The organism is Ruminococcus sp. (assembly GCF_017549005.1).
GTDB lineage: Bacteria > Bacillota > Clostridia > Oscillospirales > Ruminococcaceae > Ruminococcus.
This window is the reverse complement of the sequence record NZ_JAFYYT010000055.1, coordinates 13,491-29,934: the sequence shown is the minus strand read 5'-3', so window position 1 is coordinate 29,934 and position 16,444 is coordinate 13,491. Positions and strand designations below refer to the sequence as shown.

14 protein-coding genes are annotated in these 16,444 nt (G+C 42.4%); 10 read left to right on the top strand and 4 right to left on the bottom strand.

What is annotated here, in order from left to right:
- Positions 1-12: 12 nt before the first annotated feature.
- A complete protein-coding gene (locus IKW96_RS13680; RefSeq protein ID WP_296576074.1) occupies positions 13-561 on the top strand; it encodes a GNAT family N-acetyltransferase in 549 nt (182 codons plus the stop codon).
- Positions 562-615: 54 nt separating this feature from the next.
- On the opposite strand, the gene IKW96_RS13675 is transcribed toward IKW96_RS13680, so the two are convergent.
- Positions 616-1,032, bottom strand: a complete 417-nt coding sequence (locus tag IKW96_RS13675; protein ID WP_296576071.1) for a GNAT family N-acetyltransferase — start codon at positions 1,030-1,032, stop codon at positions 616-618.
- Positions 1,033-1,260: 228 nt separating this feature from the next.
- Between IKW96_RS13675 and IKW96_RS13670 the strand changes: the two genes are divergently transcribed.
- From IKW96_RS13670 to IKW96_RS13630, 9 genes are all read left to right on the top strand, one after another.
- Positions 1,261-2,148 carry a M15 family metallopeptidase gene (locus IKW96_RS13670; RefSeq protein ID WP_296576068.1) on the top strand — a complete coding sequence of 296 codons (888 nt, stop codon included), beginning with the start codon at positions 1,261-1,263 and terminating at the stop codon, positions 2,146-2,148.
- A 207-nt stretch (positions 2,149-2,355) separates the two neighbouring features.
- Complete coding sequence (locus tag IKW96_RS13665) at positions 2,356-4,296, top strand: serpin family protein (protein WP_296576064.1); 1,941 nt, start codon at positions 2,356-2,358, stop codon at positions 4,294-4,296.
- Positions 4,297-4,508: 212 nt separating this feature from the next.
- A complete protein-coding gene (locus IKW96_RS13660; RefSeq protein WP_296576062.1) occupies positions 4,509-5,075 on the top strand; it encodes a sigma-70 family RNA polymerase sigma factor in 567 nt (188 codons plus the stop codon).
- 12 nt (positions 5,076-5,087) lie between these two features.
- A complete protein-coding gene (locus IKW96_RS13655) occupies positions 5,088-7,046 on the top strand; it encodes a PASTA domain-containing protein (RefSeq protein ID WP_296576059.1) in 1,959 nt (652 codons plus the stop codon).
- A 240-nt stretch (positions 7,047-7,286) separates the two neighbouring features.
- Positions 7,287-7,619 carry a PadR family transcriptional regulator gene (locus tag IKW96_RS13650; protein WP_296576057.1) on the top strand — a complete coding sequence of 111 codons (333 nt, stop codon included), beginning with the start codon at positions 7,287-7,289 and terminating at the stop codon, positions 7,617-7,619.
- On the top strand, positions 7,606-8,250 hold the full coding sequence (locus IKW96_RS13645; RefSeq protein WP_296576055.1) for a DUF1700 domain-containing protein: 645 nt from the start codon (positions 7,606-7,608) through the stop codon (positions 8,248-8,250). The genes IKW96_RS13650 and IKW96_RS13645 overlap by 14 nt, the downstream gene beginning before the upstream one ends.
- Complete coding sequence (locus IKW96_RS13640) at positions 8,243-9,103, top strand: DUF4097 family beta strand repeat-containing protein (protein ID WP_296576052.1); 861 nt, start codon at positions 8,243-8,245, stop codon at positions 9,101-9,103. Before IKW96_RS13645 ends, IKW96_RS13640 begins: the two co-directional genes overlap by 8 nt.
- 5 nt (positions 9,104-9,108) lie before the next feature.
- Positions 9,109-9,309, top strand: coding sequence for a hypothetical protein (locus IKW96_RS13635; RefSeq protein WP_296576049.1), 201 nt, complete (start codon positions 9,109-9,111; stop codon positions 9,307-9,309).
- A 193-nt stretch (positions 9,310-9,502) separates the two neighbouring features.
- Complete coding sequence (locus IKW96_RS13630; RefSeq protein ID WP_296576046.1) at positions 9,503-10,798, top strand: hypothetical protein; 1,296 nt, start codon at positions 9,503-9,505, stop codon at positions 10,796-10,798.
- A gap of 94 nt (positions 10,799-10,892) precedes the next feature.
- Here the strand turns inward: IKW96_RS13630 and IKW96_RS13625 are convergent, their stop codons facing one another.
- From IKW96_RS13625 to IKW96_RS13615, 3 genes are all read right to left on the bottom strand, one after another.
- A complete protein-coding gene (locus IKW96_RS13625) occupies positions 10,893-11,330 on the bottom strand; it encodes a dockerin type I domain-containing protein (protein ID WP_296576043.1) in 438 nt (145 codons plus the stop codon).
- Between the two features lie 66 nt (positions 11,331-11,396).
- A complete protein-coding gene (locus tag IKW96_RS13620) occupies positions 11,397-11,879 on the bottom strand; it encodes a hypothetical protein (RefSeq protein ID WP_296576039.1) in 483 nt (160 codons plus the stop codon).
- A 302-nt stretch (positions 11,880-12,181) separates the two neighbouring features.
- Positions 12,182-16,231 carry a BspA family leucine-rich repeat surface protein gene (locus IKW96_RS13615; protein ID WP_296576035.1) on the bottom strand — a complete coding sequence of 1,350 codons (4,050 nt, stop codon included), beginning with the start codon at positions 16,229-16,231 and terminating at the stop codon, positions 12,182-12,184.
- Positions 16,232-16,444 lie beyond the last annotated feature (213 nt).

Below are 16,444 nucleotides of genomic sequence, written 5' to 3'. Positions count from 1 at the left end.
AGGAGGTACGCCATGAAACTCAATTTCACAAAGCTTAAAACAAAAAGCCCTGATTTCCGCAAGATAAAGCAGCTTTACATGAGAGCCTTCCCCGATGACGAGCGGGCGCCCTTCCTCATGCTTGTGCTGAAAGCCAAGAAAAAGAACGTGGACTTCTGGTCAATACACTGCAATGACGAGTGGGCAGGAATGCTTTATATCGTCAACTACCGCGACCTCTCCTACGTCTTTTACCTTGCTGTTTCCGAGGACTGCCGCGGCAAGGGCATCGGCAGCGCTATATTGCAGAATGCCATGAAAATATACAAGGGACGCAGACTTTTCCTCGCTATCGAGCAGCTTGAAGAGTCGTCGGAGAACTATGAGGAAAGACTCAAGCGCAGGCAGTTCTATATCAGGAACGGCTTCAGGGAGCTGCACAAGAAGCTCCGCGAAGGCAAGGTAACATACGAGATACTCGGCATAGGCGGCGACGTTGAGGGCTCGGAATATGTGGCACTTATGAAGTCCTACGCAGGAAGTATCCTCTCCAAACTCTTCACAATGGAATTTGTGGACTGAACATTATAACTGAACATTATAATTATGCCCCGAAGCAGTGCTTCGGGGCAGTTCTTATTTTACATGGTGATACATTTTCAGGCGCTTTGCTTCGTTAAAATCAAAGCCGAATTTCTCATAGAAAGGTATCTTGTCGGGAACAGCACAGAGCTCCACAAAGATATCCGTACCGCTGACGCCGTTATCATCTATATATTTCAGCAGTTCTTCAATGAGCATACGTCCGATTCCCCTGCCCTGATATTCGGGACGGACAATAACGTCCTTGATATAGTAATCAAGCCCCTTGTCGCCGATAACACGCGCCATAGCCACTATCCTTTCCCCGTCAGAGACAGATACCCTGAACAGGGTGTTTTCCATAGCAAGTCTTGTCTGCTCCAAGGACGGACCTTGTCCCCATACAGTTTCCCACAGCTCTATAAATTCCTCTGCGCTCAGTTCATTGTGCTTTATGATAAGTCCATCCATTGCAGTATCTCCTCTAATTTTTGGGTATATTATAGCACACAAGCATTTTTATGTCAATATTCACGGATTTTTAACCGGACTTGCAATATCCGACTAAATGTGATAAAATAGGAGTGCAGGCAGCATATTAAGTCAAAATATAAAATTAATGTTTTTTATGTAACACTCGTCTGACCTGTCACGATTGTTTTTTACAGAAAACGCTATCCGCATAAGGAGGATTTAAAAATGAAAAGAAGTATACTTATTACATTAGCAATCGCAGCTGCGCTCTCTTGCACAGCCTGCGGAAAGACCGATGACGGAACCGCTTCCTCACGCAGGAAGTTTACGTCGCCGACAGAAGCAGCAACTACTGCTGCCGTTACAACAGAGGCATTAACAGAGATTGCTCAGGAAACCGAAGAAATCACCACTGAAGCTGCTTCTGAGGAAGAGACTACTGCTGCAGAAGAGACGACCGCTGCTGCCGAAAATGCCACAACAGGCGAAGCTGTTGCCGCAGGCGGTGAAGCTCCTGCCGAGGACGTAATAAAGACAGAGGCTCCCTCACCTGAGGACCCTGACTACGCTCCTGCACCTGCAAAGCATGACATTGCGGGAATAACATACATACAGGGCGCTCTTATAGCAAACAAGTCATACAGTCTCCCAGCTGATTTTGCTCCGGGACTTGACCCCACTTGTGAGAACCAGTTCTACAAGATGACAAGCGACGCTTCAAAGAAGGGACTCTACATTTATTTTGCTTCGGGCTTCCGTTCATACGACTATCAGGCTCAGATATACAACAACTACGTTGCACGCGACGGACAGGCTGAAGCTGACAGATATTCAGCACGTCCCGGATACTCCGAGCACCAGTCGGGACTTGCCATCGACGTGAATCAGATAGACAGCTCATTTGATAATACCAGAGAGGCTAAATGGCTGGCTGACCACTGTCACGAGTACGGCTTCATTCTCCGCTACCCACAGGGCAAGGAGAGCATAACAGGCTATCAGTATGAATCATGGCACGTTCGCTATGTCGGTACAGACCTTTCATACGCTATACACAACAGCGGCCTCACTATGGAGGAGTACTTCAATATTGATTCTTACTATCACGAATAAGAGTGACCGGTTATTAGTGAATAGTCATTAGTTAGGGCGGCTTTGCCGCCCTTAAATTTTGCGGCCAATAAATCCACAAAAAAATCATCCGATTCAAATTTATATTAGTGAAAATCCCCATTCTTTATTGACAAATCCTGTTTACAGTGTTATACTGAAAGCACGGATAGCTATATCCGCGATATGACATGAGAGGAGTTTTTTATTATGGGTGATATGACAAAAATCAAACGTATAGCAGCAGGAATAATGAGCGCTGCCCTTGTATTCGGATTTGCAGGCAGCATCAAGCCGGTCTTTCCGCCTGCTGTTTCAGCCGAGACCGAAGAAGAAGAAAACGAGTTCATAAAGGTCTCGTATAACGAAAAAACAGGTATGTATGAATATGAGTTCATTGACGCATATATCTACAGTATCAATGCTCGTCCCTATAGTATAACTATCAGTATTCTCCCGTCAAGGGGCAATAATTACTTTATGTATGAAGACCTCAAGGAGATAGAGCTCCACGACTCGCGTTCAACAGGCGTATATCCCGACGATTATACGTCAAGCTACGAGCTTGTCAAGGATCTTGTGCCCGAGCAGAGAGTCAATATCAAATTTGCTTCTACCCAGAAGTATGATGATCTTTTAAAAGTGGGCTACTGGGGCTACGGCAGCATAGACAGGTTTTTCGATGTTGACGAGATCATCTCCGTAAAAGACCCCAATGAGCATTTCTACGGCGATATCAACGATGACGGTATCGTTGACTCATTCGACGTCCTTACCTATAAGAAGTATATCGCAGGAACCCTTTCGGACAAGCTCTCCGAGGACCAGTTCCTAAATGCAGACATAAACTATGATACCGTCATAGATGAAAATGACCTCAGACAGGTGGTAGATTTCACTCTCGGAAGTTCCAAGTCCTTCAACGGAGCTTCAAATATCGGAAGCGTCCGCCTTGACAATACCGTAAGCGTACAGTCTTCAGAGGGAGTTGCCACGGACGAGAAATTTGCAGGCGCAGAAATGAATTTCGGCGTTGATGTGCTCAAAAAATGCTATGAATATAAGCAAGACAGCGTGAAGAACCTGCTTATCTCTCCCCTTTCCATTTCAGCTGCCCTTTCAATGACTGCTAACGGAGCTGACGGACAGACCCGCGAGGAAATGGAAAAGGTGCTCGGAAACGGTCTTTCACTGGACGAAATGAACGAGTACATGGCTTACTACATAAGCAATCTCCCCGATGAAGAGAAGAAAAAGATATATCTTGCAGACTCAATATGGTTCAAGGACGACCCGACTTTCAAGGTATACGACGAATTCCTTGAAGCAAACAAGAAATTCTACAACGCGGAGATATACAAGAGCGACTTCGTGCCCGATAAGATCGTAAAAGACGTCAACAGCTGGGTAAATAAGAACACAAAGGGCATGATACCTACTCTTATCACGCCTGCAAACATCAAAGACAACTCCATGATGATGCTCATAAATACCCTGTACTTCGAGGCTGAATGGGCAAGCCCGTATCTTAATACAACTGACGGCGAGTTCACAGGTCTTGACGGCGAAAAGACGCCTATCAAGAAGATGGACAGCATGGAGAGGCAGTACTTCGACCTCGGTAATGCTGACGCTTTCAAGAAGCCTTACATGGGCGGAGATTACAGCTTCGTGGGAATACTTCCTCACAAGGACGTTGATTTCAACGAGTACATCAAGAACCTTGACGGTACGGCTCTTGCAAAGGGGCTCAAGGAGTGCGAGGATCCCGCTACTGTAGACCTTTACGTAATGATACCAAAGTTCAAGTACAATTACGGCGAGTCGCTCAAGGAAATTCTCCCTGAGCTCGGCATGAAAACAGCATTCAACGAAAATATCGCCGACTTCTCAAAGATAAACGACCTTTCAGTACCTGATTCGCTGCCCCTCTACATCGACGACGTTCTCCACAAGACCAAGATAGAAGTCACCGAGAAGGGCACAAAGGCAGCAGCTGCAACAGCGGTCATCATGGGCCAAGGTGCGGCAGCTCCTATCGAAAAGAAAAAGGTCTACATCTACCTCGACAGACCTTTCGTCTACATGATAGTTGACAAGAACAATGTTCCACTTTTCATCGGAGCAGCTACCCAGCTTGAAACAACTTAACGCTTTTAAACAGCCGGTACGCTTGTACCGGCTGTTTTTTTCTTGCTTTTGAAGCTGTTTAATAGTATAATATGTGTGTATCTTTTTCAGGGGGATTAATTAAAACATAAAAATATATCCTTTCCCGTTGCACTTCTCTCCTGTCACGGGAATAGATAGAGTGAAAGCCGATACAATGCATTATAAAAGCTTTAACATAAGAAGGTGAGACCATGACACATGAAGAATACAGAAATACTTCCCTTGAATCAAAGGAACAGGCTCAGCGTATTCTTTTCAGCGAATATTTCAACTACGTTTATACCATTGTTTTCAGCAAGCTCCGCAGCTGTGCAAGCCGCGAGGATATCGAAGAATGCGTCAGCGACTCATTTGCCGATATCTACATATACTACGACGAGAGCAGGGAGTGGGGCGGCGATATCACAGGCTTCATCGGCACGGTCGCAAGAAGAAAGGCATCCGATGTGTACAGAAGGCTTACTAATAAAAAGATAAGTACGTTCTCTGTTGACGACGACGAGGCAAAACAGCTTGAAGCTCCCGACAACACCGAGGAAATAGTGGATAAAAAGGATATGCGCTCAAAGCTCCTGCACTGTGTGGAGCTCCTCGGAGAACCCGATTCGGTAATAATAATGCAGAAGTATTTTTTCATGCGGAACTCAAAGGAAATATCCGAGATAGTGTCCATGACCCCCGAAGCTGTCCGTATGCGGTGCAGCCGCGCTCTGGTAAAGCTGAGGAAAAAGCTCACCGAGATGAACATTTCACTGTAAGGAGGTAAAGGTATGAAAGATAATGGATTTGATCTTGAAATACTCGAAAATGCAGACGACGCTGATATAAGAAGAATTGCCGACAGCTGCCCCGCCTCCGAAAGTGACAAGGAGAGGATGTTTGCAATGAGCAGAAAGATATACAACGAAAGAACCAAAGAAAGTAATGAAACTCCCGTTATTGAAGTATCAGGCGTGGAGATATACAAAAAAACATTCTGGCACAAATTTGTTTCGGCTGCCGCTGTGCTTGCCGTAATTGCAGGCGGAACAGCAGGCGGCTGGGCATTGCTGAACAAAAACAAAACATTGGATGCTTCTGTAACTGATAACAGCAGTTTTACATCAGTCACGGAAAATAATAATACTACTAATAATATGGAACCTACAGAAAAAAGCGGCAAGGATTCTCCTCTCATCGATTCTGATTATGCTTTTGACGAATACGTAAAAGTTTACAATCCTATACTGAACGAAGAACATGAGTTCGCTGTAAAACGCTGTCATTTATATCTTGAATCAGACATTTTAACCTACATATACACTCAAACGTATGAAATGATTTGTACAAACGTTGCCAAACTGGCCGAATCATACGTTTCGTTTGACTGGAAAGAAGTTGATCCCAATGATTACATAAACGATAAAGATATACTAATTGATTGTTCCTTCATAGATCTTGATAAGGACTACGACACCAATTATAGACTGGATTTCATGTTCTACGACAACGGTTTGGTAAACGTTCATTTTTCAAACGCTGATGACGGAAATACAATAATCCAAAAATCCTATAATATCGGAAAAGAAAGCGCAGACAGATTATTCTCATCTGTCCTTGAAGAATACGAATTCGTCAAGGATAATATATCTCCCGATAAAATGCCATTTATGTTTGGAAACGTACTTACTTTAGTCGAAAAAAGCCCCAAACCGTCTGAAACATACGAAATATCCGAAGACAGCGCCAAAAATATTAAAAAAATTCTGCGGTCAGCTGAATGGCAGGAAACAGAACAATACACAACTGATTTAGATAAAAAAAATCTGAATTTGCAGGAACCGCCCGAATATACTATTTATTTTGCTAGTGAAGAATTATCAACAGCATATAAGATGGAAATATACAGCTTTAACATTGTATGTTGTTATTTCAATCGCTGTGAAGCCGTATTTGAAATATCAGACAGTATTAAGGATTCGATAAGAAATATCATCGAGAATGCTGATGAAGAACTTGTTACAGTCCCTCATGTTGCAGGTATGCAGTTCGAGCTTGCAAAAAGGCTGCTCATTGATAGTGGATTTGAGGTCTTTCCGATAATGACCTATGATAATAAGGTACAGCCGAACTACGTTATCAGCTCACAGCCAGCAGAAGGCGAAAGAATGCCTCAGGGCTCGGAGGTAACGCTTTACGTCAGCAAAGAAGATTCAGCGGAAGAATTCACTATGAAAGACTATGCAGGAATGAACATTAAGGACGCGACCGTAATGGCAGGCTACAGACGTCTCAAGGTCATTACAGAAGCCGTCCGCTCTTCCAAAGAAAATGATATAGTAGTAGCTCAGACCCCACCAGCAGGTGAAACTGTAAGGGAGGGCGATGAGATAACTCTCTATTACAGCAGCGACACGGCCAACGAAAGGCTGATGTTATCTACTATAGGACTTCCCGATGACGTTAACGGAAGATATCAGTTAGACGGCGTTTTAAGGAAGACTGACGGTAGCGACACGACTTATGATTTCGGCGTGTTCTTGTGCCCCGAAACAAAAAGCGTGCCTATAGAGCTTGAAGCCGACGATGTTGAAAAGATATCATCTTTAAGCGTATATCTTCTGAATACAAATAATAACAAAAGAGCTCTTATCTATAGAGTTGAATACATACGCGACGCAAACGGCAATATAACAAAACGGAATGCCGATCCTATTGATGTTGCCGAAGTATTCAGAACTGTTCAGTAAAATATCTGCCAATGATATGAAAGGAATAATCAAGTATAAAGAGTCCGCTCAGGCGGGCTCTTTTGTTATATTCTGACAATAAGAAGACAGGTTCACATGGGTCGTATTGTGCAGATATACAGTCTTACTTAAATTTCATAATATTGTATTGACAAACAATATTATACGTCGTATAATATTGTCAGAGCTTAGATATTACAAGCGCTAAAATATTATATCTTTTAGGAAAGGAGCTGCACTATGGGTTTTTCTATCAATGCAGGGCTTCTCGACGCAATGGTGCTCTCTATCGTTCAGAACAATGACACCTACGGCTACGAGATAACCCAATACCTGCGTAAGGCTGTGGACATTTCCGAATCTACCCTCTACCCCGTCCTCAGACGATTGCAGAAAAACGAGCTTCTTGAAACATATGACAAGGAGTTTATGGGCAGGAACAGACGATACTACCGTATCACTTCCCAGGGTAACGATTCCCTTGAGGAATATCGCGAGGAATGGCGAAGCCATAAGAAAAAGATCGACAGTATTTTATTGAATGAGGGAGCTGAAAATAATGAACAAGCTTGAATTTCTTACAAGATTAAGGAACAGCCTTGAGAAAGGCGGACTTCCCAAAGAGGATATCAACGACGCCCTGACTTATTATGAGGAGGTCTTCCTCGACGCAGGCTTCGGAAAGGAGGAGGAAACTGCTGCTTCTATGGGTTCGCCCGAAGATGTTGCGGTAAATATTCTCCGCGAAAGCGGTATCCACGTTGATCCCGCTCCCGTTATGCCTCCGCAGAACACAGGGGCACAGAGCTTCAACAATAATGCAGCAGCTCAGCCCGTAAAAAAGACATCGGGCGGCACATGGGCGCTCAGGATACTGATAGGCGTACTCACCTTCCCCATATGGCTCCCCGTACTTATCGTTATCTGCTCGCTGCTGTTCACAATTATAGTAGTCGTATGCTCGCTGGTATTTGCAGCGGCTGTAGCTGCTATAGCCCTCATCATTGGCGGTCTGGCTACTATATTTGAGTCGCCGTTCCTTGCGCTCATGTTCATAGGCGCAGGTCTTGTTGTAACAGGTATCGTTCTTCTCATCTGCAAACCTGCATTCAGCAGTCTGATACCTGCCTGCGGAAGAGCAGTAAAACGCTTCTGGAACTGGATAATGAGTCTTTTCAAAAAAGGAGAGAAAGAAAATGTATGAGAATAATGAAGTAACACAGGGAGCTCAGACAGCTCCTCAGAAAAAAAGCGGCAGCTGGGTATGGCTCATCTGCATACTTGCAGGTCTTATCCTGTTTATACTTGGATATGCGCTTTTCAGGGCATTCGGCGCAAAGTCGAGCCTCCACCTTACAGACTACAGCGAAAGCTTCAGCGTTTCAGACGTTAAGGAACTTAATATGGAGATAGACTGGGCTGACCTTTCTATCGAACAGAGCGAGGACAACAATATATATGTTGACGCTAAAAACGTTCCCGAGGGCTTCGGTGCCGAAGTAAAAAACGGAACTTTCCGCACATATCACTCAAAAAAGAAGATAAAATTACACAACCTTGTGGATTTCTGGAAAAATGAAGATGATGAAACGACTGTAACTATTCTGCTCCCCAAAAAGGAGTACAACAGCTTCATTCTTGAACTTGGCACCGGTGAAACAACGGTTTCCGATATCCTCTGCAACAAGATGAAAATTGACTGCGGCGCAGGCGAGGTAAACTTAAAAAATGTCAAATGCAGCACAGGCGATTTCAACTGCGGCGCAGGTGAAGTAAATATCACAGATATCAACTGTGAGGGCAAATTCAAGATCGACGGCGGTGCCGGAGATGTTAACATCAGCGGAGTTCTCGGGGGTATTGACGCCGATCAGGGACTTGGCGAGTTTGAGTTCATCGGCACTATCAACGGCGACATCGACGCTGACGGCGGCGTGGGCGAAATGACATTCAGACTTACAAATCCGCAGGAGGACTTCGATCGCAAGGTCGGAAAGTACAAGCTCGATGTTGACACAGGCATCGGTGCGGCAAATGTGTATTACGATCAGGGTTAAACGCTATGCCCGAAAATGCTGAGATCAAAAAAGGCGACCGCGTTATACACCGCCTTTTCGGCAGGGGTACTGTGATCGACACCCTGCCCCTCGGCGGCGATACCGTCGTTACCATCGAGTTCGACAACGGCACTGTAAGAAAACTGTGCGCCGTTGTTTCGGGGCTTGAACTCGATAATACCACTGAGATCACACAAGAGACATGATATAGTTTTTTCTCCCCCGTATGCGATGTACGGGGGATTTTATTTTGCCGTGTCCGATCATGCTATCACAAATGTATCATAAGCAGCTCAGAAAAGTGAAAAATTAACGAAAATCGCAATAATTGTGGTGACAAATCCCTTTTTTTATGTTATAATACTTACGATCTATTATAACTTCATTGGAGGTCAGAACATGAAAAAGCTTACAGCTTTACTTTGTATAACTGCGCTGCTTTGCGGCTGTACAAGCAAAAACAGCGGAAACTCAAACGATAACACCACAACATCTCCCGATGTGACTGCTTCTGCGGACGCAACCGACGATAATAACGGTACTTCCGAAACTACAGGACCTACCGAACCTGCACCTACAGACCCCGTACTCGACCTTGATCCATCGGAAATGCCTGTAATGGGTGATACCAAGGATATGACCACCGTTGCAAACCTCGACTGGTCAAAGGTCTACCGCGAAGCCCTCGAGGACTTCAAAAAATCCGACAAATACGATGATACAGCCCGTTTTACCGTATATGATATCAACGACGACCTGGTACCAGAGCTGGTAATCTCCTATGGTCAGCCCGGTAACAAGACCTACCTCATCAAAACTATCAGCAATGGTCTGTATACTCAGTTTGACCCCATTACCGAGTGCGAAATGCTCAATTATGTAATGGACAGGAGCCTTATCACTACCACAAGGACCCGTGACGATATACAGGTAATGAATATACAGCTCTACCGCCTCAAGGGCAAGGCTTTCGCCAATGTTGGCTCGTTCCAGCGTTCAAACCTGGCTGTCAAGGAGGACGGCGAATTCGTTACAGAGGAAAAATTCGTCGAGGACTATAATCACTTCCTCTCGGGCTTTACAAAGGATATCGGCGAGGATCACAGCTTCGACGAAGACGTTATAAAAGCGGCTCTCGGCGAATATGACGACTGGAAGGACGCTTTTGCAGCTATCCTCAACGACTACCTAAAAACCAAAAAAGAAAACGACAACAATCACTTCTCGCTTATGGATATAAACGGCGATGACGTCCCTGAGCTCTTCATTTCAGGAGCTTATCACTATGCGCCTTACGTTCAGATGTTCTCATGGAACGGCTGTCCTGTTCCGATCGGAAGCTTCGGAAACTCCGAGGGCACTATCGGCTATGACGAAAAGGCAAAGGAGATCTATTCAAAGGTCGACAGTCCGAGCTATACCGCAGGAAGTATCTATACCTTCGAGCCGAATTACAAGCTTGCACAGGTATTCACCTACGGCGACAGCGAAAATGCCATGAAACAGAACGAAAATGCAGAAGTGGTTTATAAAATCAACGGCGAAACTACTGACAAAAAGGCATACGAAAAGGAACTCAAGAACCGTATGAACGACTCCCTCTATATCCTCGGCATGGATAACGACCTCACTGAGGAAACTATCAAGGACTTCAAGGCAGGCAAATACACAGAGCCGTCAAAGAAGAAAAAGTAATATAAATTATTAAGGACTTCTCATTTGAGAAGTCCTTTTTTCGTGTTCAGTTGAATCAAAAGCCATGTACCGACCACATAGACGGTTCGCATTATTATGAATTCATCACATATGTCACAAAGTCAAGTTTATTTTTACCCTTATTCGTAGAAATATAAGCATAGTATGAAAGGACTCTGGAAGCGTCAACTGCATCTACGAAACCGTCCTTGTTCACATCACAGTATGCTCGCTCCGTATCTGTAAGCGCTGCCTTTTTGGTGGATATCCTGCTGTAAACAGAAAGAATGTTTGAAGCGTCCACGGCGTTTATATCGCCGTCACCATTTGGATCGCCAAGCGCACCGCCTTTTACTATTTTAATATACCCATTCTGTATTCCTTTGGTAAAAACATGGGCCATCTGCAGCTTTCCCTCGTCATCCTGGTGATAATTATAAAAAATGTCACTAAATGCTCCGTCATAATAATATTCAATACCGATAGGATAAATATCGCCGACCTTAGCGTTCTTAGGTAGAATAAAATCCATGTAAAACAGATCGCCGTCATATGAGTAATCACCTTCCGCACATGCTGACCACTTAATAGCTCCATCTTATATAAATGTCGTAACAGGTGAAAAATCAGCCGCCGCACCTCCGGCTAATATTGGAGAGCGTCCTATTTTTTGGGAAGTCAGCCTTGCATCATAATAAATATGAAATTCCATTGTCGATACTTTATCCTGTATACCTGACGCATGAAAGCATATACGCTGAACCTCACCGGCATCAGCCATACTTCTTGCATCATTAACAGTAATCGATACTTTATCGAACCACAGCTTTGCTTTCCCCTTATAATTATTAGGATCAACCTTTGTTGAGCCCCACTTTTTTGGCTGTAACCATTTTGAGCCGTCATAGGGCACTTCCTTGTTATCCTGCTTATTGCACGGGTTATATCCTGCCTGCTTATTGGCAGAAAGCGCAGATATATCATTATTTGCCGATACTGCTGCCGCAGCGCTGCTCACTGAGATACAGCACAAGGATATTGCCGCCGCACTAATTACTGATATAAATCTTGTCATTTTCATAAAAATCATTCTCCCTTATATAAATCCTCTAAATATTATAACTCTGTCCACGATAAAAGTCAACTCTGTTGATAACGCGAATGACATTGTAAAGCCTCTTGCCTTTTTCAAAGTAATTATTATTCTATACCGGTCATGGTCCCTGCAATGGACTATATTCGTAAGTGTCAAATAATCATTTGCTAATATACAGATAAGACCGACTGCTTTCGCAATCGGTCTCATCACATACTATTTTATTGCACTATTTTTCGTTTGCACGGAATTTGAGGTTAATTTAAGCCCAATTCCATCATTAACTATCATATTATTCTGAAAGAAAAATACTTGCTAAGGAAGTTCTTTGCTGTAGAAGCAATGTTTTTGATCGTAGGATCACTTATGCTATCATACAGATATGAAATCACATTCATTGTTTCCTCAGGAATGACTATAACAATAGTTGTATCCTCTTCGCTGTTACCATTGACAGATGTAAAATAGCCGGGAGCGGATTTGCCGCCGTCGATACGTGCATATTCTGCGTCAGTATGATTTTCATCATATACTGTTCCTGCACCGCCCTTGAGTTTTTCGCAGCCCGAAAACATACAAGCTGATTCTTCTAACGACTCAGTTGACCAGCCATCTCCGACTGTTATTTTTTCAAGTGAATTGCATCCAGCAAACATACCCGCCATATTTTTTACATTCGATGTATCAAAACTGCTCATGTCAAGTAATTCAAGACGACCACAAGCATCGAACATATCGGACATATCAGTAACATTTGATGTATCGAATTTACTTACATCTATCGACTCAATGCAAGAATTGAAAAACATTCCCTGCATATTAGTCACATTTCTTGTATCGAAACCATTTGTATCAATTGAACGGATATGTGATCCACAAAACATATTCGACATATCAGTAACATTGATCGTATCAAAGCCACTAAGATCAAGATATTCAACAGGGGTCAGCATAAACATCTCAGACATATCTGTAACCTTTGATGTATTGAAACTGCTTACATCTATTGATTCAAGAAGAATGCATTTTGCAAACATTCCAGACATATCCGTAACATTGGACGTATCAAAGCTGCTGAGATCAAGTTCCCTGATCATTGTACTGTATGCAAACATCTCAGACATATCAGTAACATTTGAAGTGTCAAAGCTGCTGAAATCAGGTGCTTTGGCCATAGTGCACCATTTGAACATACCCTTCATATTTGTTACCTTTGATGTATCGAAATTGCTTATATTGATCTCTTTCATGTCATAATTTTCGTCGTCAACGGGCATAAACATATAAGACATATCCGTAACATTTGAAGTATCAGCATTATGGAGATCTATTGTTTCAAGATTTGGAATGCGTATACAGAAATAACTGCAGTCTTCCGGAAGAACAGTACCCTCTTCAGCAATAATATGATTAACTTTATTTCTATCTACTCCGGCAGGAAGTACAAGACCCTTATCGTAACCTGCACCTCTTATTTCGCCCTTAAGGTGAAGTGTTCCAGTTTCTGCGTCAAAATATGATTTGTCTTTATTATTCTCTTTCAGAGTAAAGTAGCCTGGGTTTTCCTTGCCGCCATCTGCATGGGCATAATCAATATCATGGTCTGATGAAATCTTTGTTCCTTCGCCGCCTATCAGACTTTCGCAGTCCGTAAACATAGGGAACCATGGAGTAAGGACAACATTTTCTGTAGTCCAGTTTGGGCCTACATATACAGTAGTGAGCCTTCCACATGCTGCGAACATGCTATCCATATTAGTAACATTTGATGTATCAAAGCTGCTGATATCAATAGTTTCTATACCATAATTCCAACCAAACATATTAGACATATCAGTTACATTTGATGTATCAAAGTTATTCAGATCAAGTGAATCATAGCCACCCCACATAAACATACCTGACATATTAGTAACACTTGAAGTATCCAGATGACTGAAATCAAACGACTCTGCGGTACAAGCTGAAAACATACCCGACATATTCGTAACATTGCTTGTATCAAAACCACTTATGTCAATCGGAGGTGTAGTATGATACCAATTTGAGAACATCCCTGCCATATTCGTAACTTTTGAAGTATCAAAGTTTGTGAAATCAATAGCTTGTATGCTATATCCCCATTCAAACATATAAGACATATCAGTTACATTGGAAGTATCTGCATTTTTCAGATCAATCGTTTCTGCGCTCGTATGGCTGAACAGATGGTTGGAATCAACAGGAAGTACTGTTCCCTCATCAGCAACAATATGCTTGATGTCCCCATTAATTACATCAGGATAAATAATGCCTGTACCATTAGTGCTGTTTCTGACGTTGCCTTTAAGGTGAAGGGTCTCTGTCTCTGCATCATAATATGTTTCGTCACCATTAGTATCCATAGGAGTGAAATATCCGGGATTATCATTGGCGCCATCAACATGAGCGTATTCTATGTCAATATGTTTTTCATCGTATACTGTTCCTTCACCGCCTTTAAGCTTTTCACAACGGTAGAACATATAAGAGGCTTCTTCGACGGACTCGGTCGACCAACCATTACCGACTATTATTGTTTCAAGAGAATTGCAACCTCCAAACATATTGCTCATGTCAGTAACATATGCTGTATCAAAGTTACTAATATCAAGCGATTTGAGCTTGTCGCAATTACAAAACATATAACTCATATCAGTAACTTGTCTTGTAACAAAACTGCTGAGATCGATATCTGAAAGCTCTTCGCATCCCGTAAACATACGGTTCATATCCTTTGCCCATCTCGTATCAAAATTGCTTATATCAAGAGATGTTAAAGATCTGCAGCCATTGAACATCCCACTGAAATCATTAACGTACATTGTATTAAAACTTTTGATATCAATGTGTTCAAGACCGAAACATAAATCAAACATATTACTCATATCAGAAACATAAGATGTATCAAAGCTGCTGAGATCAAGAGATTTAAGAGCCGCGTCAATCAAAAACATATATTTCATACTTTGAACATTTGATGTATCAAAGCTACTCAGGTCAAGAGATTCAAGTTCCAAACAGCCTGCAAACATATAACTCATATCAGTTACGTTGCTTGTATCCATTCCTATAAGGTCAATAGACTTTATATGTGAGTAAGGCAAATAATCCTCTTCATACAATGCTAAATACAGATTAGTATTGCCAAACATATATGACATATCCGTAACATTGGAAGAATCTGCATTTTTCAGATCTATCGTTTCGACGGAGTCAAGACCTAACAGTAACCATCTGCAATCCTCGGGAAGTACTGTTCCTTCATCAGCAACAATATTAATAACATCTATTCCTTCAACGCCCTCGGGCAGAGCGAGACCTGTCTCTTCCCCACCGTTTCTTACATAGCCCTTAAGGTGAAGTGTTCCTGTTTCTGCGTCAAAGTATGACTCGTCCTTTTGGGGATCTTTAAATGTCAGGTATCCCGGATTTTCCGAACCGCCGTCTACGTGAGCGTATTCTATGCCAGTTTGGTTAGGATCATATACTGTTCCTGCGCCGCCAACGATATCATAGCATTCCCCAAACATATCCGCACCGATAGCAGATTCGGTTGTCCAGCCAGGACCAACATATATAGTTTTAGGGTTTGCTACATAAAACATATCGGACATATCCGTAACCTTTGAAGTATCAAAACTGCTCAGATCAAGTACATCAGCACCGCTCCAGCCAAACATATTAGACATATCAGTTACATTTGATGTATCGAAAATTGTCAGGTCAAATGGTCCTACGTCATTGAAAGTGAACATATCTGACATATCTGTGACTTTTGATGTATCCAATCCGCTGATATTAATATAGTCAGCACTATGCCACCATGAACTGAACATACCAGACATATTCGTTACATTTGATGTATCACAACCGCTGAGATCAAGGTATTTTATTTTAAGCATACCAGCAAACATATGTGACATGTCTGTTACATTGGAAGTATCTGCATTTTTCAGATCAATTGTTTCTATACTTTTCTCATAGAACAAAAAGCTTGAATCGACAGGAAGTACTGTTCCTTCGTCAGCAACAATATGCATGACAGCACCATCAATTCCGTCAGGATAAATAAGGCCTGTATGATTGTCACCGTTTCTTACATAGCCTTTAAGATGAAGAGTTTCTGTCTCTGCGTCATAATACGACTCATCCTCTCCCTGTTTGGAAACAGTTCCTGCTGTTTCACTTGACTCCACGGTTGCTTCTGCGGCTTTTGCCACGATCATGTTGGAATTTGACAATGAACCTGCTGAATTTACTGCTACAAGTGCTAATGACATTGCAAATGCAGCAGCTTTTTTCCATTTGTTTTCCATAAATGGTTCCTCCTTATTAGTATTTTAGTATTTATGTTCAGGATTCGACGCAAAAAACTCAGATCAAAATGCGCCGATCAATGAGCATCAAAGAATATTTGTTACATATGCCTTATTTTATTAAAATAATTTCTCCCTTTATAATAACGCATTCTTCATGTAAAGTGTAACATATTTCAAAAAATATTTTTTACGGAAATAAATATGAAACCG

Excerpts from the sequence above, each read along its gene's own strand:
- IKW96_RS13680 (WP_296576074.1), top strand. The coding sequence starts at position 13 with ATGAAACTCAATTTCACAAAGCTTAAAACAAAAAGCCCTGATTTCCGC.
- IKW96_RS13675 (WP_296576071.1), bottom strand. The coding sequence starts at position 1,032 with ATGGATGGACTTATCATAAAGCACAATGAACTGAGCGCAGAGGAATTT.
- IKW96_RS13670 (WP_296576068.1), top strand. The coding sequence starts at position 1,261 with ATGAAAAGAAGTATACTTATTACATTAGCAATCGCAGCTGCGCTCTCT.
- IKW96_RS13665 (WP_296576064.1), top strand. The coding sequence starts at position 2,356 with ATGGGTGATATGACAAAAATCAAACGTATAGCAGCAGGAATAATGAGC.
- IKW96_RS13660 (WP_296576062.1), top strand. The coding sequence starts at position 4,509 with ATGACACATGAAGAATACAGAAATACTTCCCTTGAATCAAAGGAACAG.
- IKW96_RS13655 (WP_296576059.1), top strand. The coding sequence starts at position 5,088 with ATGAAAGATAATGGATTTGATCTTGAAATACTCGAAAATGCAGACGAC.
- IKW96_RS13650 (WP_296576057.1), top strand. The coding sequence starts at position 7,287 with ATGGGTTTTTCTATCAATGCAGGGCTTCTCGACGCAATGGTGCTCTCT.
- IKW96_RS13645 (WP_296576055.1), top strand. The coding sequence starts at position 7,606 with ATGAACAAGCTTGAATTTCTTACAAGATTAAGGAACAGCCTTGAGAAA.
- IKW96_RS13640 (WP_296576052.1), top strand. The coding sequence starts at position 8,243 with ATGTATGAGAATAATGAAGTAACACAGGGAGCTCAGACAGCTCCTCAG.
- IKW96_RS13635 (WP_296576049.1), top strand. The coding sequence starts at position 9,109 with ATGCCCGAAAATGCTGAGATCAAAAAAGGCGACCGCGTTATACACCGC.
- IKW96_RS13630 (WP_296576046.1), top strand. The coding sequence starts at position 9,503 with ATGAAAAAGCTTACAGCTTTACTTTGTATAACTGCGCTGCTTTGCGGC.
- IKW96_RS13625 (WP_296576043.1), bottom strand. The coding sequence starts at position 11,330 with ATGGATTTTATTCTACCTAAGAACGCTAAGGTCGGCGATATTTATCCT.
- IKW96_RS13620 (WP_296576039.1), bottom strand. The coding sequence starts at position 11,879 with ATGAAAATGACAAGATTTATATCAGTAATTAGTGCGGCGGCAATATCC.
- IKW96_RS13615 (WP_296576035.1), bottom strand. The coding sequence starts at position 16,231 with ATGGAAAACAAATGGAAAAAAGCTGCTGCATTTGCAATGTCATTAGCA.